At 51.6% G+C, this 26,527-nt stretch carries 25 protein-coding genes and 1 riboswitch; of the genes, 10 read left to right on the top strand and 15 right to left on the bottom strand.

Annotation, left to right across the window (positions count from 1 at the left end):
• Window positions 1-6: 6 nt before the first annotated feature.
• From recG to R3187_RS08060, 7 genes are all read right to left on the bottom strand, one after another.
• On the bottom strand, window positions 7-2,088 hold the full coding sequence (gene recG, locus R3187_RS08090; RefSeq protein WP_318966207.1) for an ATP-dependent DNA helicase RecG: 2,082 nt from the start codon (window positions 2,086-2,088) through the stop codon (window positions 7-9).
• A 66-nt stretch (window positions 2,089-2,154) separates the two neighbouring features.
• Window positions 2,155-2,988 carry a substrate-binding periplasmic protein gene (locus R3187_RS08085; RefSeq protein ID WP_318966206.1) on the bottom strand — a complete coding sequence of 278 codons (834 nt, stop codon included), beginning with the start codon at window positions 2,986-2,988 and terminating at the stop codon, window positions 2,155-2,157.
• Window positions 2,988-3,380 carry a RidA family protein gene (locus R3187_RS08080; RefSeq protein ID WP_318966205.1) on the bottom strand — a complete coding sequence of 131 codons (393 nt, stop codon included), beginning with the start codon at window positions 3,378-3,380 and terminating at the stop codon, window positions 2,988-2,990. Before R3187_RS08080 ends, R3187_RS08085 begins: the two co-directional genes overlap by 1 nt.
• 4 nt (window positions 3,381-3,384) lie before the next feature.
• Complete coding sequence (gene spoT / locus R3187_RS08075; protein WP_318966203.1) at window positions 3,385-5,505, bottom strand: bifunctional GTP diphosphokinase/guanosine-3',5'-bis pyrophosphate 3'-pyrophosphohydrolase; 2,121 nt, start codon at window positions 5,503-5,505, stop codon at window positions 3,385-3,387.
• Window positions 5,506-5,623: 118 nt separating this feature from the next.
• Complete coding sequence (rpoZ, locus tag R3187_RS08070) at window positions 5,624-5,899, bottom strand: DNA-directed RNA polymerase subunit omega (RefSeq protein WP_214000530.1); 276 nt, start codon at window positions 5,897-5,899, stop codon at window positions 5,624-5,626.
• A 48-nt stretch (window positions 5,900-5,947) separates the two neighbouring features.
• Window positions 5,948-6,580: a guanylate kinase gene (gene gmk / locus R3187_RS08065; protein WP_318966202.1), complete on the bottom strand. Its 633-nt coding sequence runs from the start codon at window positions 6,578-6,580 to the stop codon at window positions 5,948-5,950.
• 80 nt (window positions 6,581-6,660) lie between these two features.
• Entirely contained in the window at window positions 6,661-7,137 is a 477-nt protein-coding gene (locus R3187_RS08060; protein WP_318966201.1) for a DUF4442 domain-containing protein, read from the bottom strand.
• A 179-nt stretch (window positions 7,138-7,316) separates the two neighbouring features.
• Between R3187_RS08060 and R3187_RS08055 the strand changes: the two genes are divergently transcribed.
• Entirely contained in the window at window positions 7,317-10,274 is a 2,958-nt protein-coding gene (locus tag R3187_RS08055) for a diguanylate cyclase (protein WP_318966199.1), read from the top strand.
• Window positions 10,275-10,285: 11 nt separating this feature from the next.
• Here the strand turns inward: R3187_RS08055 and R3187_RS08050 are convergent, their stop codons facing one another.
• Window positions 10,286-11,146, bottom strand: coding sequence for a YicC/YloC family endoribonuclease (locus R3187_RS08050; RefSeq protein ID WP_318966198.1), 861 nt, complete (start codon window positions 11,144-11,146; stop codon window positions 10,286-10,288).
• 125 nt (window positions 11,147-11,271) lie between these two features.
• Here R3187_RS08050 and rph point away from each other — a divergent pair, with 125 nt between their 5' ends.
• Complete coding sequence (gene rph, locus R3187_RS08045) at window positions 11,272-11,985, top strand: ribonuclease PH (protein ID WP_097112337.1); 714 nt, start codon at window positions 11,272-11,274, stop codon at window positions 11,983-11,985.
• 18 nt (window positions 11,986-12,003) lie between these two features.
• The gene (pyrE, locus tag R3187_RS08040; RefSeq protein ID WP_318966197.1) at window positions 12,004-12,651 is read left to right on the top strand and encodes an orotate phosphoribosyltransferase; all 648 of its coding nucleotides are present in this window, start codon (window positions 12,004-12,006) and stop codon (window positions 12,649-12,651) included.
• A gap of 201 nt (window positions 12,652-12,852) precedes the next feature.
• Here the strand turns inward: pyrE and slmA are convergent, their stop codons facing one another.
• The 3 genes from slmA to coaBC all read right to left on the bottom strand — a co-directional run bounded on the left by slmA (window position 12,853) and on the right by coaBC (window position 15,498).
• Complete coding sequence (slmA, locus tag R3187_RS08035) at window positions 12,853-13,443, bottom strand: nucleoid occlusion factor SlmA (protein WP_318966195.1); 591 nt, start codon at window positions 13,441-13,443, stop codon at window positions 12,853-12,855.
• Between the two features lie 328 nt (window positions 13,444-13,771).
• Window positions 13,772-14,230, bottom strand: coding sequence for a dUTP diphosphatase (gene dut, locus R3187_RS08030; RefSeq protein ID WP_318966194.1), 459 nt, complete (start codon window positions 14,228-14,230; stop codon window positions 13,772-13,774).
• A complete protein-coding gene (gene coaBC, locus R3187_RS08025; protein ID WP_318966193.1) occupies window positions 14,227-15,498 on the bottom strand; it encodes a bifunctional phosphopantothenoylcysteine decarboxylase/phosphopantothenate--cysteine ligase CoaBC in 1,272 nt (423 codons plus the stop codon). Before coaBC ends, dut begins: the two co-directional genes overlap by 4 nt.
• Window positions 15,499-15,580: 82 nt before the next feature.
• Here coaBC and radC point away from each other — a divergent pair, with 82 nt between their 5' ends.
• The 5 genes from radC to mutM all read left to right on the top strand — a co-directional run bounded on the left by radC (window position 15,581) and on the right by mutM (window position 18,275).
• Entirely contained in the window at window positions 15,581-16,255 is a 675-nt protein-coding gene (gene radC / locus R3187_RS08020) for a RadC family protein (RefSeq protein ID WP_318966192.1), read from the top strand.
• Between the two features lie 179 nt (window positions 16,256-16,434).
• Window positions 16,435-16,671 carry a 50S ribosomal protein L28 gene (gene rpmB, locus R3187_RS08015; protein WP_026349251.1) on the top strand — a complete coding sequence of 79 codons (237 nt, stop codon included), beginning with the start codon at window positions 16,435-16,437 and terminating at the stop codon, window positions 16,669-16,671.
• An 11-nt stretch (window positions 16,672-16,682) separates the two neighbouring features.
• Window positions 16,683-16,838: a 50S ribosomal protein L33 gene (rpmG, locus tag R3187_RS08010; RefSeq protein WP_008219722.1), complete on the top strand. Its 156-nt coding sequence runs from the start codon at window positions 16,683-16,685 to the stop codon at window positions 16,836-16,838.
• Window positions 16,839-16,948: 110 nt separating this feature from the next.
• Window positions 16,949-17,431: a hypothetical protein gene (locus R3187_RS08005; RefSeq protein ID WP_318966185.1), complete on the top strand. Its 483-nt coding sequence runs from the start codon at window positions 16,949-16,951 to the stop codon at window positions 17,429-17,431.
• 34 nt (window positions 17,432-17,465) lie between these two features.
• Entirely contained in the window at window positions 17,466-18,275 is an 810-nt protein-coding gene (mutM, locus tag R3187_RS08000) for a bifunctional DNA-formamidopyrimidine glycosylase/DNA-(apurinic or apyrimidinic site) lyase (RefSeq protein ID WP_318966183.1), read from the top strand.
• Between the two features lie 23 nt (window positions 18,276-18,298).
• Here mutM and R3187_RS07995 read toward each other — a convergent pair whose 3' ends face one another.
• The 3 genes from R3187_RS07995 to R3187_RS07985 are packed head-to-tail and all read right to left on the bottom strand — an operon-like array spanning window position 18,299 to window position 21,630.
• Window positions 18,299-19,939, bottom strand: a complete 1,641-nt coding sequence (locus tag R3187_RS07995) for a BamA/TamA family outer membrane protein (RefSeq protein WP_318966181.1) — start codon at window positions 19,937-19,939, stop codon at window positions 18,299-18,301.
• Between the two features lie 5 nt (window positions 19,940-19,944).
• Window positions 19,945-20,799 carry a mechanosensitive ion channel family protein gene (locus tag R3187_RS07990; RefSeq protein ID WP_318966180.1) on the bottom strand — a complete coding sequence of 285 codons (855 nt, stop codon included), beginning with the start codon at window positions 20,797-20,799 and terminating at the stop codon, window positions 19,945-19,947.
• A gap of 15 nt (window positions 20,800-20,814) precedes the next feature.
• The gene (locus R3187_RS07985) at window positions 20,815-21,630 is read right to left on the bottom strand and encodes a DUF432 domain-containing protein (protein ID WP_318966179.1); all 816 of its coding nucleotides are present in this window, start codon (window positions 21,628-21,630) and stop codon (window positions 20,815-20,817) included.
• A 337-nt stretch (window positions 21,631-21,967) separates the two neighbouring features.
• Here R3187_RS07985 and mgtE point away from each other — a divergent pair, with 337 nt between their 5' ends.
• On the top strand, window positions 21,968-23,311 hold the full coding sequence (mgtE, locus tag R3187_RS07980; RefSeq protein WP_318966178.1) for a magnesium transporter: 1,344 nt from the start codon (window positions 21,968-21,970) through the stop codon (window positions 23,309-23,311).
• Window positions 23,312-23,332: 21 nt separating this feature from the next.
• On the opposite strand, the gene R3187_RS07975 is transcribed toward mgtE, so the two are convergent.
• Window positions 23,333-24,106 (bottom strand): M15 family metallopeptidase, encoded by a 774-nt coding sequence (locus R3187_RS07975; protein WP_318966177.1) that lies wholly within the window; start codon window positions 24,104-24,106, stop codon window positions 23,333-23,335.
• Window positions 24,107-24,233: 127 nt separating this feature from the next.
• Window positions 24,234-24,366: riboswitch (TPP riboswitch) on the top strand.
• Window positions 24,367-24,409: 43 nt separating this feature from the next.
• Between R3187_RS07975 and R3187_RS07970 the strand changes: the two genes are divergently transcribed.
• Entirely contained in the window at window positions 24,410-26,527 is a 2,118-nt protein-coding gene (locus R3187_RS07970; protein ID WP_318966175.1) for a TonB-dependent receptor, read from the top strand.

Here is a 26,527-nt window from a genome sequence, read left to right as displayed (position 1 = left end):
TGTCCCTCAGGCGTTGCCGTAAATATCTTTATTCGCCAGCCAGCGGCGGATCAGTTGCAGGCAGGCGCTCTGGTCCTGCTGCCACAGCGTTGCAGCCAGTTGGCGGGCATGTGGAATAAGCTCGGCATCGCGGCTGATGTCGGCAATTTTAAACTGCAGCAGGCCGGTCTGGCGGGTGCCCAGCAGCTCACCGGGGCCGCGGATTTCCAGGTCGCGCTGGGCAATCACAAAGCCATCGTTAGAGTCGCGCAATACGCTTAGCCTGGCCTGTGCTGTTTTTGATAATGGCGCATGATACAACAACACGCAATGGGATACCGCGCTGCCGCGACCAACCCGGCCGCGTAACTGATGCAATTGGGCCAGACCCAGCCGCTCCGGATTTTCAATAATCATTAAACTGGCGTTGGGTACGTCGACCCCGACTTCTATTACCGTGGTGGCAACCAGTAAGTCTAGCTCGCCACTGCTGAAACGCGCCATAATATCTTGTTTTTCAGCACTTTTTAATCGGCCATGTACCAGGGCAATTTTCAGCTCTGGTAAGGCAGCGGCCAGGCTGGCTGCGGTGTCTTCGGCCGCCTGACATTGTAATACTTCAGATTCTTCAATTAAGGTACACACCCAGTATACCTGGCGTTTATCCTGCAATACGCCATTGCGCACCCGCTCGATAATCTCCTGGCGCCGGCTGTCAGGAATCGCAACGGTGGTAACCGGAGTGCGACCTGGCGGTAACTCATCGATAACTGAGGTATCCAGATCAGCATAGGCGGTCATCGCCAGCGTGCGTGGAATAGGGGTAGCCGTCATCACCAGCTGGTGCGGATAGACGCCGGCAATACCGCCTTTTTCCCGCAGGGCTAACCGTTGATGCACGCCAAAGCGGTGTTGCTCGTCGATAATAATCAGCGCCAGTTTGCAAAAGCTGACACTTTGCTGGAATAACGCATGGGTGCCCAGCACCATCTGGGCCCGGCCATCGGCCAGCTGGCTCAGCACCTCATCGCGGGCCTTGCCTTTGGTTTTGCCACCCAACCAGGCCACGGTAATGCCAAGTGGGCTGAACCAGTTGCTGAAGTTTGTGGCATGCTGTTCGGCCAGCAGTTCAGTCGGTGCCATCAGCGCCACCTGATAACCCTGACTGATTGCCGTCAGCGCAGCTAAGGCCGCCACCAGGGTTTTGCCCGAGCCAACATCACCCTGAACCAGACGCAGCATTGGCAGCGGCTTGGCGAGATCCTGCCGCAGCTCAGCCACCACCCGCTGCTGTGCAGCAGTCAGCTGAAACGGCAAGCTGGCTAAAAAAGTTTGCTCAATATCGCGGTTGTGGTTCAGGGCAATCGCCCGCTGGCGCTGGCTCTGACTGCGCAGCTGATGCATGCTCAGTTGCTGGGCCACCAGTTCTTCCAGAATAAGCCGCTGCTGCGCCGGGTGACGCCCTTCTTCCAGCAGACTGAGCTGGGCATCCGGTGGCGGCCGGTGAATATACGCCAGCGCCTCGGCCAGTGACCAGGGCGAACTTAGCAAGGTTGCCGGTAAGTACTCTGCCGGGGCATAGCGGCTCAGGTATTCCAGTGCGGTATCGGTGAGTTTGCGCCAGCTGGCCTGTTTAATACCTTCGGTGGTCGGGTACACCGGGGTAAGGGTTTCCGCGACCTGTTGCAGTTGCTCGTCCTGTTGTACCCGGTATTCCGGATGCAGCATCTCAACGCCCCGCGGGCCGCGTTTAACCTCGCCAAACAACCGCAGTTTCACCCCGGGTGTTACCGCATTTTTCTGCGCTGCGCTAAAGTGAAAAAACCGGCAGGTTAAAAAACCGCTGCCGTCAGTGACCTTTACCAGCCAGCTACGTCTTTTGCCAAACTGAATTTCACTGCTGATCACCTCTGCCAGCACAGTAGCGTGGATTGCTGGCATTAAGTCGGCGATAGCATAAATGCGGGTGCGGTCTTCGTAACGTAGCGGCAGATGAAACAGTAAGTCCTGGACACTGGCGATGCCAAGCTTTTCCAGGCGCTCTGCCACTTTGGCACCTACGCCCTTGATCAGGCTGATGCTGAGGCTATCCAGTCGGGTATGCGGCAAAGGGGTCTCTTACAATCACAGGAGCATGCTTTCAGTGTAAACCGGGAATGGGCAGAGGCAAAGCATTTAAGGTTGTTGCAGTTTCAGCTCGTTAACGTCAGGCCGGTTTTCCGGGTTGCGGATAAGCCGCTCTACCGTGCCATCGTCAATCATGGTTTGCAAATGATGTTGCAACAACGGCTGTAAAGCAGCATGTGGGCTGTTTCTGGCAATAGCGAGATGAATGTTGTTCGGTGTGTTACCGCTAAAATCAAGTGGGGCAATTTTAAAGCGCTGCTGATAACTGCTTACCGCATTAATGGCTTCGGTGGTGCTGATTGTCGGCGCAACCAGGCCGTCAATTCGTTTGCGCAATAACATTTCCAGCGCCACTTCTATGCTGTCAACCTGGGCGATATGGCGTGACTCTTCTGCGATAAGTGCCATAGTGGCCGGGTTATACAAATAGTGGCGTAAGGTGGCCAGGGTAAGGCTGCGTAACTGGGCTTTACTGTCGATAAGCCGGTTATCGGCTATTCGCAGAAATAAGCTTTCCGCGACATTATTGCTATACGGCAGCAGATACATGAACTGGTTGCGCTCATCGCTGTATCTGAGGTTGGTCATCAGGTCGACTTCTCCCTGCTCCATCAGCTTCAGACAACGGGCCAGATTGGTGCGTGGGGTAAAGCTCAGCTGAAAACCCGCCCGTCTGGCCAGTTCCTGAATTAATTCTACCGATGGGCCAGTAGGGGTGTCGCCGCTGTCATACTCATGAAAGTGCGGGAAATGATCCAGGCACCAGACCAGGGTAGGGGGCGCAATAACCGGTGGCTGAATTTCGGCCACAGCCGGTTGTGGCAGTAAATAAAGCCAGGCAGCCAGCGGCCAGAGGTGACGTAACACGGCTGATTTTATCATTAATGAGTAGACGGCACTTCCATTACACCGTCAATTTCAATTTGTGATCCACGGGGCAGCGCACTGACCTGGACTGCGGCTCTGGCCGGATACGGTTCGGCAAAGTATTCGCTCATAATCTGATTTACCGTGGCAAACTGGCCAAGATCGGTCAGAAAAATATTAACTTTCACCATATTATTCAGGTTGCCGCCGGCGGCTTCACAGACTGCGGTCAGGTTTTTAAACACCTGATGAGTCTGCTCGGCAAAATCTTCTGAGACCATTTGCATGGTAGACGGCACTAATGGGATCTGACCTGATAAATAAACCGTGGTACCAATTTTTACCGCCTGGCTGTAAGTGCCAATAGCAGCAGGGGCTGCTTCAGTGCGGATAATGACTTTTGACATAGAATTATTTCCTTCTGTAAACTTTTTGCACGTCTGGCACAACGCGGATCTTACGCATAACATTGGCCAGATGCACCCTGTCCTGCACGGAGAGAGTAATTTTAATTACGTATTCGCCGGTATCGCGATCATCGGTAACCAGATCCTGAATATTGGAGTTCTGGCTGGCAATCAGGGTCGTCAGTTTGGCGAGAACCCCCTGGCGGTTAATAATAAATACCCGGATATCGCACAGGAACTGCTTATCGCTGGTGTTATCCCAGCGGATCGGGAAGAACTTGGCCGGATCCCGTTCCCAGCCTTTAATATTACGGCAGTCGCTGCGATGCACGTTCAGACCTTTACCCGGGGTGGCATTGGCAACAATTTCATCGCCCGGTATTGGCCGGCAGCATTTGGCAAAGGTTACCAGCATGCCTTCAGAGCCAACAATAAAGGCATTACTTTTCGGTAATGGCGAACTGTTTTTACCGCTGGTGTCATCGGCTTCAAATTCACCCAGTAACCGCCTGGCGATAGCGACCGGCAGCTGATTACCCAAACCAATTTCACTGCACAGGGCATCAAAGGATTGCTGATGAACGTTTTTTAATACCTGCTCAATCCGCTCCGGTGCAATGTCTTCCAGTTTTACTTCGCCAAGGGCCGACGTCAGTAACCGCTTGCCGAGACTGATGGCTTCATTTTGCTGCTGTCGTTTTAAATAGTTGCGAATACCCAGAATGGCGCGGCTGGTAACCACATAATTAAGCCAGTTGGCATTAGGTTTACCGCCGGGGCTGGTAACAATTTCAACGGTCTGGCCGGTTTCCAGCGGTTTACTGAGTGAATACGGGCGGCGGTCTACCTTGGCACCAACACAGCGGTTACCAACGTCAGTATGCACCGCATAGGCAAAATCGACTGCGGTGGCGCCAATCGGCAACTCAACAATTTTACCTTTTGGGGTAAAGACGTATAACTCTTCCGGGTAAAGCTCAGATTTAACGTTTTCGACAAATTCATAGCTGGTGCCGGCACTTTGCTGTAATTCCAGCAGGCTTTGCATCCAGCGATGGGCACGGATTTGGGCTGTGGTATCTTTGTGCTCGCCGTTTGACTTATACATCCAGTGGGCGGCAATGCCTTTATCGGCCATTTCATCCATTTCCCGGGTGCGCATCTGAATTTCAACCGGAATACCATGCGGGCCAATCAGCGAGGTGTGTAATGACTGATAACCATTTTGTTTCGGGATGGCAATATAATCTTTAAAGCGGATTTCAATCGGCTTATACAGGTTGTGCACCAGGCCGAGAATGCGGTAACAGTTATCAATGGAATTAACCACTACCCGAAAAGCATAGATGTCCATAACGTCGTTGAACATCAGCTCTTTATTTTTCATTTTGCGGTAGATGCTGTACAGGTGCTTTTCGCGGCCACTGACGTCGGCTTCAATGCCGGCATCACTGATCCTGCCGCGTATTTCATTCTGTACTTTTTCCAGCAATTCGCGTCTGTTACCCCGGGCCAGTTTAACGGCACTTCCCAGTGCGCGGTAACGCATAGGGTACAAGGCCTGAAAGCCTAAATCTTCCAGCTCGTTTTTAATATTGTGAATACCCAGCCGGTTGGCTATCGGCGCATACAATTCAAGCGTTTCTTTGGCGATGCGGCGGCGTTTTTCCGGGCGCAGGGCGCCGAGGGTGCGCATATTATGGGTGCGATCGGCCAGCTTGATTAAAATAACCCGGATGTCCTGGGTCATCGCCATAAACATTTTCTGCAGATTGGTGGCTTCGAATTCCTGATAATCTTTAAACTTAACCTTGTCGAGCTTACTGACCCCCTGCACCAGCTCGGCGACTGTGTCGCCAAACAGCCGGGCTAAATCTTCTTTGCTGTATTCGGTATCTTCAATAACATCGTGCAGCAGCGCGGCCATCAGGGTTTCGTGGTCCATCCGCATTTCTGCCAGAATACTGGTAACGGCAACCGGATGGGTAATGTAAGGTTCACCGCTGGATCGGGTTTGCGGCGCATGGGCATCGCGCGCGACTACATAGGCCTGCTGCACCAGACTCACCTGTTCGGCAGGCAGATAGGCGGAAATTTGATTTTTCAGGCCTTCAAATAAATACACAAACGCTCCCAAACTTCGACAGCTAAAAATTCATGATGCCGGTAATTTAAGAATATACGTCTAAAACACGCAGATGCCAACGGCTAAAGCGCCGCTGGCAGGGTTTGACAGGGGGTTTTTACTGATCAGAACCAATAATTGCAGCTACCGCAGCCATTTCAGTTGCTTCCTGCTGCATTTGATCGCGTTTTTCCTGCTCGTCAAGAATGCTGTTGGTAATAAAACCCTGCTCAATTTCACGCAGCGCCACTACGGTAGGTTTATCGTTTTCACGATCAACCATCGGTTCTTTGCCTTCAACTGACAGTTGGCGGGCACGACGGGCCGCAACCAGAATTAAATCAAAACGGTTACCAATTTTATCTACTGCATCTTCAACTGTTACGCGAGCCATTCGCCACTCCGGAGTGTTCAGGTATATTACAAGACCGCCTAGTTTACGCTATTTTGCTGGTTTCGCCAACAGTTGCTTAAGCAGGGCCTGCTGCTTGTACAGCTGGCTTTGGTAGCTGTTGCGCTGTGCCAGGACAATGCGTTCAAATTCAGCCAGGGCAGTATTAAAGTTGTCGTTAATAATCAGATACTCATACTCATCAGCATGGCTCATCTCGCTCTGCGCCTGAGCCATCCGTTTGGCAATAATGCTTTCGCTGTCCTGTCCACGATTCTCAAGACGCTGCTGTAACTCATTCAGGCTGGGTGGCAGAATGAAAATACCCAGAGTGCCGGGCGCCTGCTGGCGGATTTGGCGCGCACCCTGCCAGTCAATGTCCAGAAACACATCAATGCCCTGGCGCAGGTTAGCAACAATAGCGCTACGTGAGGTACCGTAATAATTACCAAATACCTCGGCCCACTCCAGAAATTCGTTATCGGCGATCAGCTGTTTAAATTGACTGACACTGGTAAAGTTGTAGTGCACGCCATCAATTTCACCGGGTCTTGGCTGACGGGTTGTGTGCGATACGCTGACCAGCATATCGCTATGGTTTTTTAGTAACGCACTGATAAGGGATGATTTGCCAGCGCCACTGGGGGCCGAGACAATAAAAAGGTTACCACTGAGTTCTTGCATTGTTTCGCTCTGCCAGGCCACGGGCCGGTTAAATTAAACGGCAATTTTAGACTGTCAGCCGCGCGGGTGCAAACCCAACGCTAGCGTTTGGCTTTTGCTTTGACTGACAGGGTAAGAGTGAAGGTTGCCATTGGCTCTGAACCATGCAGGCTGGGGCAGGTGACCACCACGGATACCGGCTTGTTAATCCGTTCACCACTGGCCAGCGACTGATCCAGCATCTGATCGATAATATCGCCATCGTTGCTGGTGAAATGCACGGTGGCTTCCGGCCGCTTTAAAAACTGGCCCTGGACATCTTTAAAAGCAAAATTTGCATTAATACCGCGGGCTTTGGCTTTAGAGAACACCAGAAATGCTCCGGCTAAGTCGGCACCAATCGCCAGCGCGCCAAAGTAGACGCTGCCCAGATGGTTTTTAGTGCGCCAGCTATGTGGCATAGTGACTTCCAGGGTGCTGCTGCTCATCCGGACAATTCGCGGTGAACAGAAGCCAATTAACGGAATATAGCGCCAGGCAAAAAGCCTGAGCCCCCAGTTAGCTTTAAACAAAGACATGATCAGCCAGTTGTCAGAGTAAATATCTGCCGAGCTTATCACTGGTAAGACCAATAGCGCAATACTACCGCTCAGCGGTTAAAAACCACCATTCGTCAGCTTTTGGTAAAAACTAACCGCGGCATTTTAGTAAAGTAACAACTATTATCAGAGTGTAAACAAGGCAAGGAGCTGGTTTGGTGTTCAGATATGTTGTGGCAGCAATACAGTGGTTGATGCTGTGCTCAGTCAGTGCCGGTGCTATGGCGATGCCGGGCGCTTTGGATAAAGCGTCGTTGTTATTTCGCGACTGGTCAGTTGAAGCCGGATTACCACAAGTCTCTGTTACAGCAATAGCCCAGGATGAACAAGGTTATATCTGGTTGGGTACCCAGAGCGGACTGGCCCGGTTTGATGGTCACAAGTTTACTGTTTTTAACACCGCTAACACGCCGCAACTGCAATCTAATTTAATTACCGCCTTGTATTTCGACAGTGAAAAACGGCTGTGGATAGGCACGGTAAACGGCTTAAGCTATTACACCAGTAACGAATTTACTGCTGTTGCTACCAGCGAAATCAGGCCCGGCTCGATAACCAGCTTTGCTGAGCTGGCAGATGGCCGGTTTTTTATTGGTGCCAATCAGTTGTATCAATGGCAACAGCAGCAACTCGTACCGGTTGCTGAGCACAACGGACCGGTTTTTCAGCTTTATCCGCAGCAGGATACGCTATGGATAGGAGGCCAGCATGGCTTCGCTTCTTATCAGCAGCAACTGTATCGCTGGTATCCTGCGCCTGACGCTACCGAGGAACTGCAGGTGACAGAGTTAGCGGTCAGAGGAAGCACAAAACTGCTTGGCACAAGCAAAGGCCTGTATCGCTGGCAGCAAGGTCGCTGGCAGGCTCTTGAGCTGCCCGGTACGGCGCCCTACAGCAGAATTGAACTGATGTATCAGGACAAACAACAGCAATTGTGGGTGTCTACGCTTAACGGTCTGTATCAGGTCATCTCGGGTCAGGCTATCCAGATACAGCAGCCCGGCAATGCAGAAAAACCGTTCCGCTGGATTGAAAGTATGCTGCAGGATCAGCATAACAATATCTGGCTCGGCAGCCGCACTCATGGTGTTATCCGTTTACGCAATGCTCTGACGGAACGATACAGCACCGCTGCCGGTTTACCGGATCCCTACAGTTGGGCGGTGCTGCCCTGGGACCAGCATTTAATGGTGGGAACCAGCCAGGGTATGGCATTGTTACGATATGGCGAGTTTCAGCCGTTACTGGCCAATCAGCAGTTAGCCAGTCCTTATGTTTACAGCCTGCTGCATCAGCAGGATGACCTGTGGGTGGGTACCCGGGCAGGCCTGAGTTTGCTGGATGCTGAGACTCTGGCCTGGCAGAAGAACTTTCCGCAAACCGCTCATTTGCTGATCACCACAATGACTGCAGAGCAGCAGCGGGTATGGGTAGGCAGCAATGGCGGGCTCTATTTTATCGAACAGGGTGAACTGTCACAGCAGGACATCACCCCACCGTTAACGACATTAAGTATCAGAGCATTGTTGGCTGACAGCCTTGGCCGGTTGTGGGTAGGTACGGAGTCGGGTTTATATCTGCGCGATGCTGACCAGTTTGAACCGGTGCTGGATATACCACTTTCAAATAAATTTATCAGTGCGATAGTTGAGTTTCCTGATGGCAATATGCTGATAGGCAGTTTTGACCAGGGCTTTATTTTAGGTAAGCCGGGCAACTGGCAGCATTTCAGTCAGCAAAACGGTCTGCCCGGTAATGGCGTAATGCATGCCGCACTGGTAAACGATAAACTGGTTATCAGCAACTTTGAGGGGTTCTACCGGCTCGATTACCCTGCGTTGCAACAAGGCGAGGTATCTGAACTGTATATGCTGGTGGATGATCGCCAGCCAGAAGCTGCTACCGACTCGCACCGCTGCTGTAACGGCGCCGGCAGCAATAAAGGCGTTGTTCATCAGGGCCGGATCTGGTTTCCTACCCTTGACGGCATTATTGCGTTGCGGCTGGATCGGCTGAACAGCACTGCTCCAGTTCCGGTACCGGTCATTGAAAGTTTAACGGTTGCTAATCAGCAGCATAGTAAGAATTCAGTCAGGCTGGCACCGACGCAGCGGGACTGGCATTTCCGGTTCAGTGCACCTTATTACTATCAGGCATCATCAATTGATACCCGCTATCAGCTGGAAGGCTACGAGCAAAGCTGGGTTGATGCAGGCAGCCGGCGCGAGGCGTTTTATACCAATTTACCGCCGGGCAATTATCGTTTTCATGTGCAGGTGAAAGTGGCCGGCGATTATCGCTGGAGCGATGCGGCGACCATGGACGTTCATTTACAACCTTACTGGCATGAAACCTTAACTGCGCGGCTACTGCTGGCAGGGTTATTACTGGCGATATTCTGGCTGGTGTACCGGTTACGGCTAACGTCGCTGGCCCATGCCCGCAAAGAGCTGAGCCGCCAGGTAACGGAACGGACCCAGGAGTTGTATCAGGCGAACCAGAAACTGCAGCAGATGAGTATGCAGGACGCCTTAACTGAACTGCATAACCGCCATTATCTGGATGTGAATATCGACGCTATGCTGGCCCGGGCCCAGCGCAATGAGCAGCCACTTACCTGGATTTTACTGGATCTGGATTACTTTAAACGGATTAATGATCAATTCGGTCATCAGCTTGGTGACAATGTGCTTAAACATTTTGCCGCCATTTTACAGCAGCATAGCCGCAGTAATGATCACCTTATCCGTTGGGGCGGTGAGGAGTTTCTGTTGATCCTGGAGCAAAGCGGTGAGGTACAACATTATATCGAGCGCTTACAGCAGCTGGTACATAGTTATCCCTGGCAACAACAGCTGGGGGTACCGGTTAGCATAACCTGTTCAATCGGCGCAACCGTTCAGCCGCCGGGCTGGGACTGGCAATACAGTTTGTATCTGGCCGATGCGGCCTTGTATAAAATTAAAAACAGCGGCCGGGCTGATTATATGCTGTTGCAACCGGGGCCCGATGCGCCTGCCAATTTAGCGGCCAGTGATAATCGGGCTGAGCTTGACGAACTGCTTGCCAGGAAGTGGCTGATTGCCAGCCGCGGTCAACAGCTGGCTGAGGTGTAAGCTGGCCAGAGTTATTCTACGTTTTGGATTTGTTCTCTCATCTGCTCTATCAGCACTTTAAGCTCCACCGCGGCATTGGTGATCTCGGTGCTGATGGCTTTGGATGAGAGGGTATTCGCTTCGCGATTAAATTCCTGCATCATAAAATCGAGCCGCCGGCCGCAGGCGCCGCCTTTTTTCAGGGTGTGGCGGGTTTCTTTGATATGGGCGTCGAGCCGGTCGAGCTCTTCAGCAACATCAGATTTTGAGGCTAAAAACGCCATTTCCTGCTCTAAACGGCCTTGTTCAATATCGGCTTTAATGTCGTTTAAGCGGTTTACAATCCGATCGCGCTGCCATTGCATGGCCTGGGGCAGATGAGTTCGGACAAAAGCCACTTGCTCGCCAATGGCGGTTAAACGCTGCTGGATCATTTGTTCTATTGCTTCACCTTCACGGCCACGGCCGGCCAGAAAATCCTGCAGTGCGGCATCAAACCCGGCCAGCAGTTCACCCTGCCGCGCGTCTAAATCTTCAGTGGGGGTTTCCATCACACCGGGCCAGCGCAGAATGTCAGCAATATTCAGTTGTGCCTGCGGCGTTTTTTGCAGCAGTTGCTGGGCTTTTTGCAGCAATTGCTCGGCGAATACTTCGTTCAGGGTCAGTTCGCCAGCGGCCTGATTGGCATGATAACGCAGATTCACTTCAATTTTGCCACGTTGCAGACTGTTGCGCAGTTTGTCACGCAGCAAACTTTCCAGACCACGGAATTGCTCGGGCAGCCGGAAATAGCTTTCCAGATAGCGCTGATTAACTGAGCGGATTTCCCACTGGGCGGTGCCCCAGCTGGCTTTAGTTTCGTGACGGGCGAAGGCGGTCATGCTGTGGATCATAAAAAACTCTCTGGCGGCAAATAAAACCAGAGTATACCGCAGGCCAACGGAATTTGGCGAATCGCTCGCCCTCAGTTGTTTAAACACCTATAATAGCCGCCATTGTTAATTTCAGGAGTGCAGCTATGCGTCCAAGTGGCAGAACCGCCAGTCAGATCCGTCCCCTTACTTTTACCCGTCAATTTACTGCTCATGCTGAAGGCTCGGTGTTGGTTGAGTTTGGCAATACCAAGGTAATTTGTACTGCCAGTGTGGTTGAAGGGGTGCCGCGCTTTATGAAAGGCCAGGGCAAAGGCTGGGTAACCGCCGAGTATGGCATGCTGCCACGGGCAACCCATACCCGCAATGACCGCGAAGCGGCGCGCGGTAAACAAGGTGGCCGCACCATGGAAATTCAGCGCTTAATTGGCCGGGCACTGCGCACCGCAGTCGATTTAAAGCTGCTGGGTGAAAATACCATTACCATTGACTGTGATGTGATCCAGGCTGATGGCGGCACGCGCACGGCGTCGATTACCGGTGCCTGTGTGGCGCTGGTTGATGCGCTGAATTTTATGCGCGCCAAAGGCACCATTAAAACCAATCCGTTAAAATACATGGTTGCTGCGGTTTCAGTCGGTGTTTACAAAGGCACGCCGGTAGCCGATTTAGATTACGCGGAAGACTCTAATGCCGAAACTGATATGAATATCGTCATGACTGAAACCGGCAAAATTATTGAAGTACAGGGCACGGCCGAAACTGAACCCTTCAGCTTTGATGAAATGCAGCAAATGATGGATTTGGGTCGCCATGCCATCCGGGAAATTATTGAAGAGCAAAAACGGGTGCTGGCGTAGGCAGGGGGCAACAAGAGCATGAAGCAGTTTCAACGAGATTTTATTGAATTTGCCCTGAACCGTCAGGTACTAAAGTTTGGCCAGTTTACGCTGAAATCGGGCCGCACCAGCCCGTATTTCTTTAATGCCGGCTTGTTTAATACCGGTAGTGATCTGGCGAAACTGGGCCGGTTTTATGCCGCGGCGTTACAGGATGCGGCAATTGAATTCGATGTGTTGTTTGGTCCGGCTTATAAAGGCATACCTATTGCCACTACTACAGCAGTGGCATTAGCAGATCATTATGATCTCGATGTGCCTTACTGCTTTAATCGCAAAGAGGCGAAGACCCATGGCGAGGGTGGCAATGTAGTCGGCTCGCCGCTTAAGGGCCGGATTATGCTGGTGGATGATGTGATTACCGCCGGTACCGCCATTCGTGAGTCGATGCAGCTTATTCAGGCACAGGGTGCTGAGCTTAGTGGCGTGCTGGTGGCGCTGGACCGGCAGGAACGTGGTCAGGGTGAGCTGTCGGCTATTCAGGAAGTGGAGCGCGATTTTAACACTAAGGTTGTGGCTATTATCAGCCTGCCGGATTTAATCAGCTATTTAGCGGATAAGCCAGAAATGGCTGAGCATCTGCAGGCGGTGAAAGCTTATCGGGCGCAATATGGTGTGAAGATATAAGTCACTGTAAATAGGAACGCAAGGCATCAGGTAACGCTTACTCCACCGGCTTCAAGGATCACATCCCTGTGCCCCTTCAGCCTGCGCGGCATCCATGCCGCTGTTCCATAAGCATTACCTGACACCTTGCTCTACAGTAGCACTTCACCACTTTTTCTGACCTGACGCTTTATGTCAGGTATACATCCCAAAGTAACTTTCTCAGTTAAATAATGCTTGTTGTAATAGTGCCCACTGGTTTTGCCAGGCAGCGGTAGGCAGGCGTTTAAAACCCGAGCGGACAAACTGGCTTATTTTGCCCTCAACTGTTGCCAGTAACAGGTTAGCCAGCTCGCCTTCATCAATACTAAAGCCTTTACCTTCGCGCAATTTGCGCTCGCGCAGGGTTTGTTTAAACTGGGTTTCCAGCTTTTCAAACAGCGCAGCAACCCGCTCCAGTAAGCGTTCCTGCTCTCCCTGCAGCGCATCACCGGTAAGAATGCGGCAAAAGCCGGGGTTACGCTCGGCAAATACCAGAATAAGCTGCATCATCAGTTCTATCCGGCTTTGAGTATCTTTATGCTCATCTGAAATGCTGTTTATCCGGGAGAGCAGGGTATCTTCAATAAACTCAATTAAGCCTTCAAACATCCTGGCTTTGCTGGGAAAGTGGCGATATAGCGCAGCCTCGGACACCCCGACTTTTTCGGCGAGGGCAGCAGTGGTAATACGCTGGCCATTATTGCTTTGCAACATGGCGGCTAACGCCTGCAAAATATCTTCTTTTCTGTTGCCGCGACGCGGTGTTGACATAGCTGTTCCTGAAAATAAACTTATTGAGTATCTACTGCTTGGCCTGCTGCAACTTAAAGAAAACCGTAAGGCAACATACTTGTGGAACAGCCGCATGTTGCGGTGTAAGGCTCGTCCAGCCAGTATGCGCCTTTCGCCGCCTTTAAGGACGGCTACCCCTAAACTTGAAGAAACCGTAAGGCAACATACTTGCGGAACAGCGGCATGGATGCCGCGGAGCCTGAAAGGGCACATGGATGTGATCCTTGAAGGCGGTGAACAAGTGTGTTGCCTGGAGGTTTTATACTCAAACTAAGAGTTCCGTTTCCATCATGTAATCTAAGACTAACTAGCTTTTACCCGAGTGACCAAAACCACCTTCACCACGCTCTGAGGCGTCAAAGCTATCAACTAGCTTAAACTCTGCCTGTACCACCGGCATAAACACCAGCTGGGCAATCCTGTCGCCTGGTTCAATGCTGAATGCCTGCTGGCCCCGGTTCCACATAGACACCATTAATGGCCCCTGATAATCAGAGTCAATTAAGCCCACCAGATTACCAAGCACGATACCGTGTTTATGGCCCAGGCCAGAGCGCGGTAAAATAGTGGCGCATAAATTAGCATCACCGATAAAAATCGAAATACCGGTTGGAATTAATACCGTATGGCCTGGTTCCAGGGTCAGTGTCTGATCAAGACAGGCGCGTAAATCAAGGCCGGCTGAACCCGGGGTGGCGTAGGCCGGCAGCGGGAATTCGTTACCAATACGGGGGTCAAGGATCTTCAGCTCAATTGCTTTATTCATTTGTTGGCTTCGCTCGTTGTGCTTTTATTAGAAAATTGCTTAGAAATCAGGGTTATCAGGCTTTCGGCCAGCGCGCTCTTGCTTTGCAGGGCCAGTGTCTGCTCGCCACTTTGCCACAGCAGTGTTACCGCATTCTGATCGCTGTTAAAGCCGGCATCAGGTTGCGAAACATCATTGGCGCAAATCATATCGAGTTTTTTCTTCAGCAGCTTTTGCCGGGCATAATTCAGGACATCCTGCGTCTCAGCAGCAAAGCCGACGGTAAAAGGGCGTTGTTCATGCAGGCCCGCTACCGCAGCAATAATATCCGGGTTTTTAATCAGGGTTAGCTGCAGCTCGTCGCCGGCACCTTTTTTAAGCTTATTGCTTGCCACATCAGCTGCCCGGTAATCGGCCACAGCCGCGCAGCCGATAAAAATATCGCTTTTTACCGCTGCTTTTAATGCCACATCATGCATCTGCTGTGCGCTGATAACATCTGTCCGCTTAACCCCGGCCGGGGTAGCCAGTTGTACCGGCCCACTAATCAGGGTGACATCAGCACCCATCGCAGCAGCAGCGGCGGCTAAAGAAAAACCCATTTTGCCAGAGCTGTGGTTTGATAAGTACCGCACCGGGTCCAGTGCTTCGCGGGTAGGGCCGGCAGTAATAGTAAAACGCAGGCCGGCTAATGGGCTTGCTGGTAACTGGCTTTGCTCATTGGTCTGTTGAGTGCCCTGGCCAATAGTTTGTTCAACTAATGCCACCAGCTCTAACGGTTCCAGCATCCGGCCATAGCCGACATCGCCACAGGCCTGCTCACCGGCACCCGGGCCATAAATGTGAAATTTATGTTTTTTTAGTGTTGCTAAGTTTTGCTGGGTAGCTATATTGTTATACATCTGCTGGTTCATGGCGGGCGCTACCGCCACAGGCGCGGCAGAGGCCAGCACGCAGGTGGTCAGTAAATCGTTGGCCATACCATGCGCCAGCCGGGCGATAACATCGGCAGAGGCCGGAGCAACCACAATCAGGTCGGCCCATTTGGCCAGTTCAATATGACCCATTGCTGCTTCTGCTGCCGGGTCGAGCATACTGGTACTAACCGGGTTGCCGGATACCGCCTGCAAGGTAAGCGGGGTAATAAATTGCTGGGCTGCGTCGGTCAGGATCACTCTTACCTCGGCGCCCCGCTCTTTTAAGCGGCGGACTAAATCGGCACTTTTGTATGCGGCGATACCGCCACTAATGCCCAGTAATATACGTTTGGCTGCCAGTGTCTGCTGCATAAATACCTAAAGCTGGTCCGGAAATCATCGGCATAAGATAACACGGAACGTAAAAATCAGCATCAATTCAGGGAGGATTCAGATGGCAATTTCTGACTGGCCAGTAACCGAACGACCGCGGGAAAAACTGCTGCAACTGGGGCCTAAGGCATTATCGGATGCCGAGCTGTTAGCGATATTTCTGCGCACCGGGGTCAGTGGCTGTGACGCGGTAACGCTGGCCCGCCAGTTGCTGAACCACTTTGGCTCTTTACGGCGCTTAATGGGGGCCAGCCAGCATGAGTTTTGTCAGGCTAAGGGCCTGGGCGAGGCAAAGTTTGTCCAGTTGCAGGCGGTGCTGGAGCTTAGCAAGCGCTATATGCAGCAGCAATTGCAGCGGGAAACCGTGTTTACTGAACCGGCGCTGGTGAAAAAATTTTTATCGCATACCATTGGCCATGAACAGCGTGAAGTGTTCTTACTACTTTATCTTGATAATCAGCATCGTTTAATTGCCAGCGAGCCGCTATTTATGGGCACTATCGACGCATCGCCGGTATATCCGCGTATTGTAGTTCAGCGCGCTTTAGCGCATAATGCCGCCGCCGTTATATTGGCTCATAATCATCCTTCCGGGGTGGCAGAGCCAAGCCGCGCCGACAGGGCAATAACGGAGCGCCTGACCCAGGCCATGGCTTTGGTAGATATTAAAATACTGGACCATTTTGTGGTGGGCGATGCAGAAGTTGTGTCTTTTGCAGAACGCGGCTGGCTTTAACAATTTTTGAACGAGATGGGCGGATCGCCAATGGATCTGCCTGAAGTGCCATTTAAATTCTCTTGAGTTTAATGGGGCTTTCGTGTATAAAGTGCGCCCTCATCCATTTTCGGGGCAACCTTCAAGGCCAGAAGGGTGAATGATAGCTCGAGCTGACGTAATTTTGGAGAAATATAGACATGTCTAGAGTATGCCAAGTAACTGGCAAAGGTCCGATGGTAGGTAACCGTCGTTCGCACGCCAACAACGCGACAAAGCGCCGTTTCCTGCCTAACCTGCAAACTCACCGTTTCTGGGTTGAAAGCGAAAACCGTTTTGTTACTTTACGTACTACCACCCGTGGTATGCGTATTATTGACAAGAAAGGTATCGACGCTGTGTTAGTAGACGTTCGTGCCAACGGTCACAAGGTATAAGGAATTAACTCATGCGCGATAAAATCCGTTTAGTTTCTTCTGCCGGTACTGGCTTCTTCTACACTACAACGAAGAACAAGCGTACCATGCCAGAAAAAATGGAAATTAAAAAGTTCGATCCTAAAGTGCGCAAGCACGTGATTTTCAAAGAAGCGAAAATCAAGTAATCGTCCTGAAAACCCGGCCAACGCCGGGTTTTTGCTTTTTACACCCCGCCTAAGTTACTATGCCGCTGCCCCTTTGCAGACTGGTGCTGCCTTGCGCAGCTACGATAGCTATGTTGAAACTTTCTCGTCGAAACTGGAATAACGTGCTGATTTTTGCCGTGCTTATTCTGATGTTTGTGTTGTATGGCATTCCACAACGCTTGCAACAGAAAATGGCTACCGAGCACCGGCTTATTCCGGCAGACGCCCAGCTGTTGATGATAGGTTTTGCTGGCAGGCGCCTGGTGAAGGCCGGGCCGCAGTGGCAAATACAACCGTCAGCTGACAATGTTGACCCGGCACAACTGGCGCTGGCCTGGCAGCATAGCCAGTTGATACCGGTGGAGGCCGTGCCGATGCATAGCCGGGTGCCGGTGGCACAAGCCAGCGTGCAGCTGGTTGGTGAGTCGAGCCCGGTGATCTGGCTGCTGTATCCGGCCAATGTTGCTGATAATAACGACGGTAATAACCAGTACCTGTTGCAACAGGCCGGAGATAACCAGTTTTATCAGCTCAGTCGCCAGCAAGCCGGACAATTATTTATGCTGGACTAAGTTTTGTTGGCGTAAGTTTTTTGGAGTAACAGTAGTGCCGGAATTACCCGAAGTAGAAGTATCCCGTTTGGGCATTAGTCCTCATCTGGAAAATCAGCAACTTGTCGGTGTTATCGCCCGTCAGCGTCAGCTGCGCTGGTGGATACCGGATGAAGTGGTGCAATTAACTCAGCAACCTATTCTGGCGGTCAGGCGCCGTGCCAAGTATTTACTGATCAGCCTGCCAGCAGGTGACATTATTCTTCATCTTGGCATGTCCGGGCATTTAAAGGTGGTGGCCGCCGATACGCCGCCAGGCAAACATGATCATCTGGATTTGCTGCTAACCAATAATAAAATATTGCGGTTAAACGATACCCGCCGCTTTGGTGCCGTGTTATGGCAGCCAGCCGGTGAGGTGCACCCATTGTTGGCTGCATTAGGGCCGGAGCCGCTGAGTGATGCGTTCAGTGACGATACCCTGGTCATTGCATGTGCCAAACGCTCCGCAGCGATTAAACTGGTGTTGATGGACAATAAAGTTGTAGTAGGGGTAGGGAATATTTACGCCAACGAGGCGTTGTTTAAAGCCGGTATTTTACCTACAGCACCGGCAAATACTGTCGCTGTTACTAAACTGGCGTTACTTAGTACGGTGGTTAAAGAAACGCTGGCGGCAGCAATAGTGCAGGGCGGTACCACCTTAAAAGATTTCAGCCAGGCCGATGGCAAGCCGGGCTATTTTAAACAACAGTTGCTGGTTTATGGCCGGGGGGGCCAGCCCTGTGTTCAGTGTCAGCAGCCGCTTACTGAAATAAAACTGGGCCAGCGTACTACGGTATTCTGCGCTCTTTGCCAGCAATAATTGCTGGCAGCGTTGCTAACAAGTCAGAAGCGCCGCCTGGCGGTAATCCGCCATTGCCAGTTACCAAGCTCAGGGTTATCAGAAACCGGGCGGGTTAAATCAATATGCACCATGGTGCCGCGGCTGGAATGTGTAGACAATAAACGCACACCCACTCCGGCGCCGTACAGAATGCCGTCATCTATTTCACTTTCACCCCGTTGTTCAGCCCCCCAGCTGCGGCCGGCATCGGCAAAGCCGGCAAAGCCGACATCAAAAATTTGCAGAATATTCCAGTCGGTATAATAACGATACTCTGCTGTTGCGACCATCCGGTTATCACCACGCTGATAAAATAACGGGAAGGCTCGTAAACCGGTGTCACCGCCCAGATATAGCGCTTCATCTGCGAATAAATCTTTGCCACGTTGTATATCCAGAATACCAACAACACTGCTTTGCCGGTTAAGCTGATATACCAGTTGCCAGTGGGTACTGATCAGTTGCTGGCGTAAGTCGGCTATTTTCAAACCATGATATTTAAGGTTAGCCAGTAACCAGACATCATCATGCAATGCCCAGGCTTTTTCGATTGCCGCATCCAGTTGCCAGCCGCTGGCATCAGCCCCCAGACTTTGCTCGAGATGACCGAGCCTGATATACGCCTGCCAGCCTAAATTAATGTCTTCTACCCGGTTAAACTGGTTAATGTTAAACAGTTTGCGATACTGGTCTTCCAGTAATTGATACTCAACCCAGACCCTGGAGAGATTGCGCTCTGCCGGCAGGTCAAACCGGGTATCAATATTTTCTGTAAAACTGACATCTTCCAGCGTTATGCCGCTGTTCAGGCGATGAATACGTTTACTGTTGCCCGCTAAGCGCCAGCCCAGAAAACTGGTAAAACCCTGCTGGGTGCGGTCATACTGGTTTACGTTTTCACCCAGCACGTAATCGGTTATTTGCTGTTTATCTTTGCTGATATCAAAGCTGACGGCCCAGGGTGAAGTTAGCCGGTAAAATGGCCGTTGCACATTAAACTGATAGCTTTCACCATCAGAATTGTCCGCATAGCGGACGAGGGTCTGCCAATGACTGCCCAGAATGTTCGGGCTGGCAAAACTAAATAAATAACCGGTACGTTCTGCATCTTTGGCATAATCCAGCTGCAACTGGTTACCGGTTCCCAGCAGATTATCTTCGGCGATGCCAATTGAGTATTCGGTTGAACCGCCTTCACTGGAAAAGTCTATTTTGGGCAGCAAAGACCAGTTGTCCCAGGTTTTTACCAGTACCTCAACGGTATTGGTTTCAGGACAGTACCGGTTTACCGTAACATCAGCATCACGAATATAGCTGCGGCTTCGCAGGATCCGCTCGGTTTCTGCCAGCTCCGCTAAATCTAACGGACTTTGCGGGGTAAATAATAAATCGTTAGCGATAGTCAGTTCTTTTGAAATAATATGGCTGTAGTTGGCAAAACGGTGCAGCCAGAAGGTTCCGGGATCAGCCAGGTCAAACACATTCTGCTGTTCAAAGTGGACAGAGCTGATCGTCAGGCCGGATTGTGGCAAATCAGCCAGATCAAACAGGCTGGTGCAGTCGTTGTCGGCAGCGGCGCCAGCCCGGCTAAGCAGGGCGCTGGCAAGCAACATTGGAATAACAGCCCCCCGGCGAATGCTCATACGGTTTAATCCTTCTGCGCAGCTGAAGCATTAACTTCAGTCTGAGTGTTGATGGTTACCGGCGCCGAACCCTGACCAAATACAACAGTGCGCTGTGGGAACGGAATTTCAATACCTGCCTGATCGAATGCGATTTTAACCTCTTCCTGAATACTGTTTCTTAAATCGCGGAAGTTTTCCCGTTTAGTCCAGACGCTGAATTGAATACTCAGAGAGGAGTCAGCAAAACCATTAAAAATAAACAGTGGCGTGGGTTCATCCAGACAGAGTGGGTTAGCATCTGCCACTTGCTGCAATATCTGACGCACCTTGCTGATATTCTCTTTGTAGGCCACGCCAACCATTAAATCAAAACGCCGGATGGGAAAGCGGGTCATGTTGATCATTTCAGTTTTGATCAGGCTTTCATTGGGAATACGGACATACAGGTTATCAAAGGTGCGCAGCTTCACCGAAAGTAAATCTATCGACAACACTTCGCCGGTGGTATTACCCACTTTAATTACGTCTCCCAGTTGAAACGGTCTTTCACCAATCAGAAATAAACCGCTTATAAGATTTGAAGCCGAGGTTTGTGAGGCAAAACCAATAGCAACAGACAGCACCCCGGCCGCCCCAAGCAGTACACCCAATGAAAACCCCAGCTGGCGTAAGGCAGAGGCAAAAAATAACGCCAGCACCAGCCAGTAAACCAGCCGCTTGAACAGCACGGCATGGTGCTGGGAAAAATTACGGCTAACCAGCTTTTGCACGCCGCGGCTGGCCAGACTGGCTAACAATAAACCGGCAGCCAGCATTATCGCGGCCTGCAGTATATTAATCAGCTGCTCAGATTGCAGATAAGCGGTAAATTGCTCCATTATGGCCTGCTCCAGTTAATCATTAAACATACCGGTAAAGGCGCGGATAAGCCCCTGTTTTTCAATAATTTGGCGTGGCCCGGCAATCCGGTCTGCCTCTTTTATTCCAGCAGGCAGATGCTTACTTATCTTAAAACGGGTAAGCGCAAGATTGCCATCATGCACCAGGGTGATCGGATCGGTCCACAGCGTTCCGTCAGGCAATCCATAAAGGGCGAGGTAGGGCACCGGAATGCTTAACTTTTCCAGCACCAGCATAGTAGTGGCATTATTTTCTATGGTAACGGCTGTCACGGCACGATGCGGCCGGGCTGGAAGATCGGCGCGGTTATGGCGGGCCTGGGTTTTGTCTGCGTAACACAATTCACCATGCAGTGTTGACGGCCCAAACCAGGTGTCGGACAAACGCTGGCTGGCAATATCAAGCAGATTACATTCAGGCTGCTGCAGGCTGACTTCTACTACAATCGGCGAGCTGATATAAAATACGGCTTGCTGCGCCGGCGGAATGCTGAGCGGGGTGCGGGTTTTCACCACCACTGGCCGGTCGAGTAATTTGGGCTTCACACTAAACTGTGCCGGTGACTCGCGGAACACAAAACGCTGCAGATTATCAAGCGCCGGTAGCTGGTCAATCTGCTTGCTGCACAGCTGGTTGCGATCATCCGTTTCAGCAGCTCTGGTAAAACCCAGCAACCATTCTGTTTGTTGTTTCTGCAGGTACAGTGTCAGAGGGCCGAGCGTATATTGCCAGTTCTGGCCGCTGTCCATAGCAATGGGCAGCCCCCAGGGGGCACATGCCGCGGTATTGATACTGTGTTGTGGTTGCATATTTTGTCCGGTAAATAAACTTCGGCTTTGGCATAGTAGCAGAGCATGAGTGTGTTCAAGCTTAGTTTTTTCAGTGTCCTGATTGTTATCCCTACTGCCAGTTTATAAAATGATGGTTAAATTCTGCTTAATAAGCAATATGTTATTTTAGTTAAACTATCATTGGTGAGCATTGTCTGCCCACGGTACTATGGTGACAGTACTATGGTGCCAGTTCATGGCTCATGTTACTAACCAGTATGCCAGCTGCTTTATGAAATTAGCCTTAATAAGCTACCCCTGTATTTAACGGGTAATCAACAGAACTGAGTTTGCCAGACCACAATAAGAGGTTGCTATGGAATTACCTGACCTGATTAACCGGCTGCGCTCAGCGCTGGAAAACAATACAGTGCAGCTGCTGCAGGATCAGCTGGAAGATGTGCATCCGGCAGATTATGCCACGGCTATCAGCGAATTTTCACTGGAACATTTGTGGATGCTGCTTGCTGCCCTGCGCCGGGCAGAGCAGGCGGAGGTTTTTGGTTACCTGCCGGCAGAGCTGCAGGTCGCGCTGGCCATTCAGGTAAGCCGGCGTAAACTGGCACCGATTATCCGCCAGATGTCATCTGATGAGCGGGCCGATTTATTTAACCGCTTAACGGCAGAGCAGCGCGAAATGCTGCTGCCGGCGCTGGCTCAGGCCGAGCGGGAAGATTTACTGCAATTGTCCAGCCATCAGGAGGGCACAGCCGGCGCTATTATGACCTCGGATTACGCTATTCTGGCACCCGATATTAACGTACGGGATGCGCTGGATGTGCTGCGCCGCGAAGCACCCGACAAAGAAACCATCTATTCCGCCTATGTGGTTAACAGTGATCGTAAATTAATCGGCGTAGTGTCGCTGCGCGAGCTTATTCTGGCGCCGGTAACCATGCTGGTAGATGAGCTGATGAACCATGATCCTATCTATGCCACGGTGGACATGGCGCAGGAGCAGGTCGCGGCAATGGTCGCCAAATACGACTTACTGGCTTTGCCTATTTTAAATGGGCAGCAGCAGATGGTCGGTATTGTTACTTATGATGATGCGATGGATGTCGCCGCAGAAGAAGCGACAGAGGATTTTCATAAAACCGCCACCATCGGCAAACTGGACGGCAATGTTAAAGATGCCAGTATCGGCTTGCTGTATCGAAAACGGGTATTCTGGCTGGTAGTACTGGTATTTGGCAATATTTTCTCCGGTGCCGGTATCGCCTATTTTGAAGAAACGATCGCCAGCTACCTGGCGTTGTTGTTCTTTCTGCCGTTGCTGATTGCCAGTAGCGGCAACGCCGGTGCCCAGTCAGGTACCCTGATGGTGCGGGCGCTGGCAACCGGTGATGTTAAATTGCGCGACTGGGGCTCGTTACTGGCCAAAGAATGCCTGGTAGCCGGTTTACTCGGCGCCACCATGGCGTTTGCCGTGGTGTGGCTCGGCTGGTGGCGCGGTGGTTATGACATCGCCATCGTCGTAGCCACCACCATGATGCTGGTGGTCATGGTCGGCAGCCTGGTCGGTTTATCGTTACCCTTTTTACTCAGCCGCTTAAAACTCGACCCGGCGACGGCCAGCGGGCCCTTAATCACCTCAATTGCCGACGTTTCCGGAGTGGTATTGTATTTCTCGATTGCCACCTGGTATCTGGGATTGTAGCAGACGAGCCCATGGGGATGCTTAGTCTGTCAGTGACTGCAGAAACCCACTATGGCTATAGCCATCAGCCAGACCATCACCCTGTAAATCAATCTGACTCCAGTTACCGCTTTGGCCCAGTATATAAACTTGCTGGCCGCTGGCTAAGGTTGTTTTAATATCAAAGCTGGTGCCGGGCCCGGCGCGAAGGCGCAAACCATCGCGGGCAGTTACCCGGGCTTTTACTGCAGGGGTTGCCAGTGTGCTGCTGATAGCATCATTGGTGCTGGCGTCCTCTGGTAACGGCGGCCTGACGGGAGCCTCTGCGGGCACCGGCGGCGCTGGCGGGGTACCTTGCCAGTTGCTGATAGCCTGTTGCAGGTTTTCGGCCCAGTCGCTGTCGCCGCCTGGCGGATAATCACCAGCCTGTAGTTGTGCCAGGCTAAGGTTTTGCAGTTGCAGATGCGGCAGCTCCCAGCTTAGCGGTTGTAAACCGTGTTTGGCCGCCAGTTGATGCAATTGCTGCCACCATTTTTTCCGCTCGCCACTATCGTCCCAGCTCCACTTGCCATCGATATACAGCACAAAATCAGCGGCAACCCCGTACTGATGATATGACCTCCAGGCAGTGGCATTGGTGACTCTACGCCCGGGTTTGCTGCGTCCCTGGCTGTAAAGCTCGTGCTGGCGCTCTGGTGAGCGAAAAGCTTCAAATACCTTAAACGGTAAATTGGCGCGCGCCAGATCCTGCAATAACAACTCCACTTTTTGCCGGAACACCGGGTGCAGGTATGCCATATTAGTGTTTCTGCTCATTGTCTTGCTCCTTGCTAAGCGCTACTGGAAGCGCTGAGGCCCGCAATCAGTATAGTCAGGGTTTGGAAAATGCGGTGACCAGCGAATGAGCCAGCTTGCTCCGTTTGTGGAAAAGCTATACACTTGCGCGGCAACCAAGGGGTGCAGCTGTACTTATATGAATGAGTATATAAGTGAGTGCAGATGCTGAGATGCTTTCGGGCAAACCCTTAGAACCTGATCCGGATTATACCGGCGGAGGGATGGTGCTAACTCCTCAAGCTGGTGTGATCTCTGTTTTATTTAATGGAGCGTCATACAAAAATGCGTTTTTCTCCGTCTTTAGTTACTTCAGCTGTGTTTGCCGCTTTAGCTGTTACCCCCGTTGTTTACGCCGATGCTGCAACTGACAGCTCCAGGGCCGTTACTGCGATAGAACGAATTACCGTGCAGGGCGATTTACGCCAGCAACACGTCGGCCAGCTGGCGGGTAGTATCACCGTTGTGACTGAGCAGGATTTGCAGCGTCAGTCGGTGCAACATCTTGATCAGCTGCTTAATCAGTTTGCCAATGTTAATTTCAGCGCCGGGGCATCACGCGGCAGGTTTCTGCAGATCCGGGGTATTGGCGAACGCAGTGAGTTTGTCGACACCATTAACCCTTCGGTCGGTATTCTGATTGATGGTATCGATTATTCCGGCCTGGGTATCAGTGGTATCAGCGATATCGCTCAGTTTGAAGTGTTCCGTGGCCCGGAAGCCACCCGCTTTGGTGCTAATGCGCTGGCCGGTATGCTGAACCTGACAACGATAGGCCCAACCGCCAGCGCTGAGGGTAAAGCCAGCCTGACCGTAGCCAATTACGACAGCTATCAGCTGGCCGGTCAGTTCAGTAATGCGCTGAATTCGAAGTGGGGGTATAGCCTGTCACTGGAGCAGCAGCAGTCAGATGGCTTTATTGAAAACCGCTTTCTTAACCGCGATGATACCAACGATATTAACGAGTTTACCGGTCGTTTTAAGCTGGCTTTTCAGGCGACTGCCGATCTTAAATTACAACTGGTCAGCCATGTTGTTGATCAGGATAACGGTTACGATGCGTTTTCATTGGACCGCGACCGGACAACCCTGTCTGACGAGCCCGGCCAGGACAAGCTGCGCAGCACGGCGCTGGCGCTGCAGGCTGATTACAGTGGCTTAACCTTTGCCAGATTACATGGCCAGCTTAGCTGGTTAGACGCTGATATGGACTATGGCTTTGATGAAGACTGGAGCTATGTTGGGCTGCACCCGGATGAATATTCAACCACCGATCGTTATTTACGGGATCGCGAACAATTAACCCTGGATTACCGGCTGGTTTCTACCGATGCCGGCCGGCTTGGCGAAAGCGACTGGGTACTCGGTGTGTATGCGGCCAGTAAAGAGTTTGATTTAATCCGGCAGTTCTGGAACTGGGATTTATGGCAGGCCGACACCTTTGCCAGTGAGCTTAGTCGCAGTAATCTGGCGCTATACTCTGAACTTACTACACCGCTAAGCGAGCGGCTGAGCCTGGTATCGGGTCTGCGGCTTGAACGCTATGAAGATGAATATGCAGACAGCAGTGCAAACTACATCACAAACAGTGACACGATGTGGGGCGCGAAGCTGAGCCTGAACTATCAGGCAAGCCCGCAGGCCCTAATTTATCTGCTGGCATCACGTGGTTATAAAGCGGGCGGGGTAAATGGTGATGCCCTGGCCAAAGCCGCCGATGACAATCTGAGCGAGTTACTGACTAAAGCCAGCTTTGCGCCGGAAACCCTGTATAACGCCGAATTCGGGGTAAAAGGCACGGCGCTGGTTCAAAGCCTGGTAACCCGGGTTGCTGCGTTTTATATGTGGCGCGAAGATATGCAGGTTAAAGGCTGGCTGAACCCGGACAGCGGCCCGCAGTTTGCCGGTTTTATTGATAACGCCGGCAGTGGCCGCAATTACGGCATTGAAATTGAAAACAGGCTGCAACTGCATCCGCAACTGGCACTGATGATTAACGCCAGCTGGCTGAAAACCAAACTGGGTAATTACGTGACTATTGATGGCGACGATTTCAGTGGCCGGGAGCAGGCGCAGGCACCACGTTTTAGTTACAGTGTGGCTGCTGACTGGTATCTGAGTGATACCGTTACTTTTAATGTCGGGCTGCAGGGTAAAGACAGTTTTTACTATTCTGATGGTCACAATGCCCGTTCCAGCCGCTATGAATTATTAAACCTGCGGTTAAGTTACCAGCTACAGCAGTGGCAACTTGCAGTGTGGAGCCGCAATGCGCTGGATCAGGATGTCGGCATTCGGGGTTTTTATTTTGGCAACGACCCACGTGATGGCTATGAGCCCCATGTGTATGAGCAGTTTGCTGAACCACGCCGGGTAGGGCTTAGTGCCAGCTACCAATTTTAA

The organism is Arsukibacterium sp. (assembly GCF_033721375.1).
GTDB lineage: Bacteria > Pseudomonadota > Gammaproteobacteria > Enterobacterales > Alteromonadaceae > Alishewanella.
Note: the sequence above shows the minus strand (reverse complement) of the source record. Positions and strands in the feature narration are given on the sequence as shown.

Bases quoted from the DNA above. Each gene is read 5' to 3' on its own strand.
- R3187_RS08005 (WP_318966185.1), top strand. From the start codon at position 16,949: ATGTTGAAACTTTCTCGTCGAAACTGGAATAACGTGCTGATTTTTGCC.
- rpoZ (WP_214000530.1), bottom strand. From the start codon at position 5,899: ATGGCTCGCGTAACAGTTGAAGATGCAGTAGATAAAATTGGTAACCGT.
- rph (WP_097112337.1), top strand. From the start codon at position 11,272: ATGCGTCCAAGTGGCAGAACCGCCAGTCAGATCCGTCCCCTTACTTTT.
- R3187_RS08060 (WP_318966201.1), bottom strand. From the start codon at position 7,137: ATGTCTTTGTTTAAAGCTAACTGGGGGCTCAGGCTTTTTGCCTGGCGC.
- mgtE (WP_318966178.1), top strand. From the start codon at position 21,968: ATGGAATTACCTGACCTGATTAACCGGCTGCGCTCAGCGCTGGAAAAC.
- gmk (WP_318966202.1), bottom strand. From the start codon at position 6,580: ATGCAAGAACTCAGTGGTAACCTTTTTATTGTCTCGGCCCCCAGTGGC.
- R3187_RS07975 (WP_318966177.1), bottom strand. From the start codon at position 24,106: ATGAGCAGAAACACTAATATGGCATACCTGCACCCGGTGTTCCGGCAA.
- dut (WP_318966194.1), bottom strand. From the start codon at position 14,230: ATGAATAAAGCAATTGAGCTGAAGATCCTTGACCCCCGTATTGGTAAC.
- pyrE (WP_318966197.1), top strand. From the start codon at position 12,004: ATGAAGCAGTTTCAACGAGATTTTATTGAATTTGCCCTGAACCGTCAG.
- rpmG (WP_008219722.1), top strand. From the start codon at position 16,683: ATGCGCGATAAAATCCGTTTAGTTTCTTCTGCCGGTACTGGCTTCTTC.
- R3187_RS07995 (WP_318966181.1), bottom strand. From the start codon at position 19,939: ATGAGCATTCGCCGGGGGGCTGTTATTCCAATGTTGCTTGCCAGCGCC.
- slmA (WP_318966195.1), bottom strand. From the start codon at position 13,443: ATGTCAACACCGCGTCGCGGCAACAGAAAAGAAGATATTTTGCAGGCG.
- R3187_RS08085 (WP_318966206.1), bottom strand. From the start codon at position 2,988: ATGATAAAATCAGCCGTGTTACGTCACCTCTGGCCGCTGGCTGCCTGG.
- R3187_RS07970 (WP_318966175.1), top strand. From the start codon at position 24,410: ATGCGTTTTTCTCCGTCTTTAGTTACTTCAGCTGTGTTTGCCGCTTTA.
- R3187_RS07985 (WP_318966179.1), bottom strand. From the start codon at position 21,630: ATGCAACCACAACACAGTATCAATACCGCGGCATGTGCCCCCTGGGGG.
- R3187_RS08080 (WP_318966205.1), bottom strand. From the start codon at position 3,380: ATGTCAAAAGTCATTATCCGCACTGAAGCAGCCCCTGCTGCTATTGGC.
- R3187_RS08050 (WP_318966198.1), bottom strand. From the start codon at position 11,146: ATGATCCACAGCATGACCGCCTTCGCCCGTCACGAAACTAAAGCCAGC.
- rpmB (WP_026349251.1), top strand. From the start codon at position 16,435: ATGTCTAGAGTATGCCAAGTAACTGGCAAAGGTCCGATGGTAGGTAAC.
- radC (WP_318966192.1), top strand. From the start codon at position 15,581: ATGGCAATTTCTGACTGGCCAGTAACCGAACGACCGCGGGAAAAACTG.
- coaBC (WP_318966193.1), bottom strand. From the start codon at position 15,498: ATGCAGCAGACACTGGCAGCCAAACGTATATTACTGGGCATTAGTGGC.
- R3187_RS07990 (WP_318966180.1), bottom strand. From the start codon at position 20,799: ATGGAGCAATTTACCGCTTATCTGCAATCTGAGCAGCTGATTAATATA.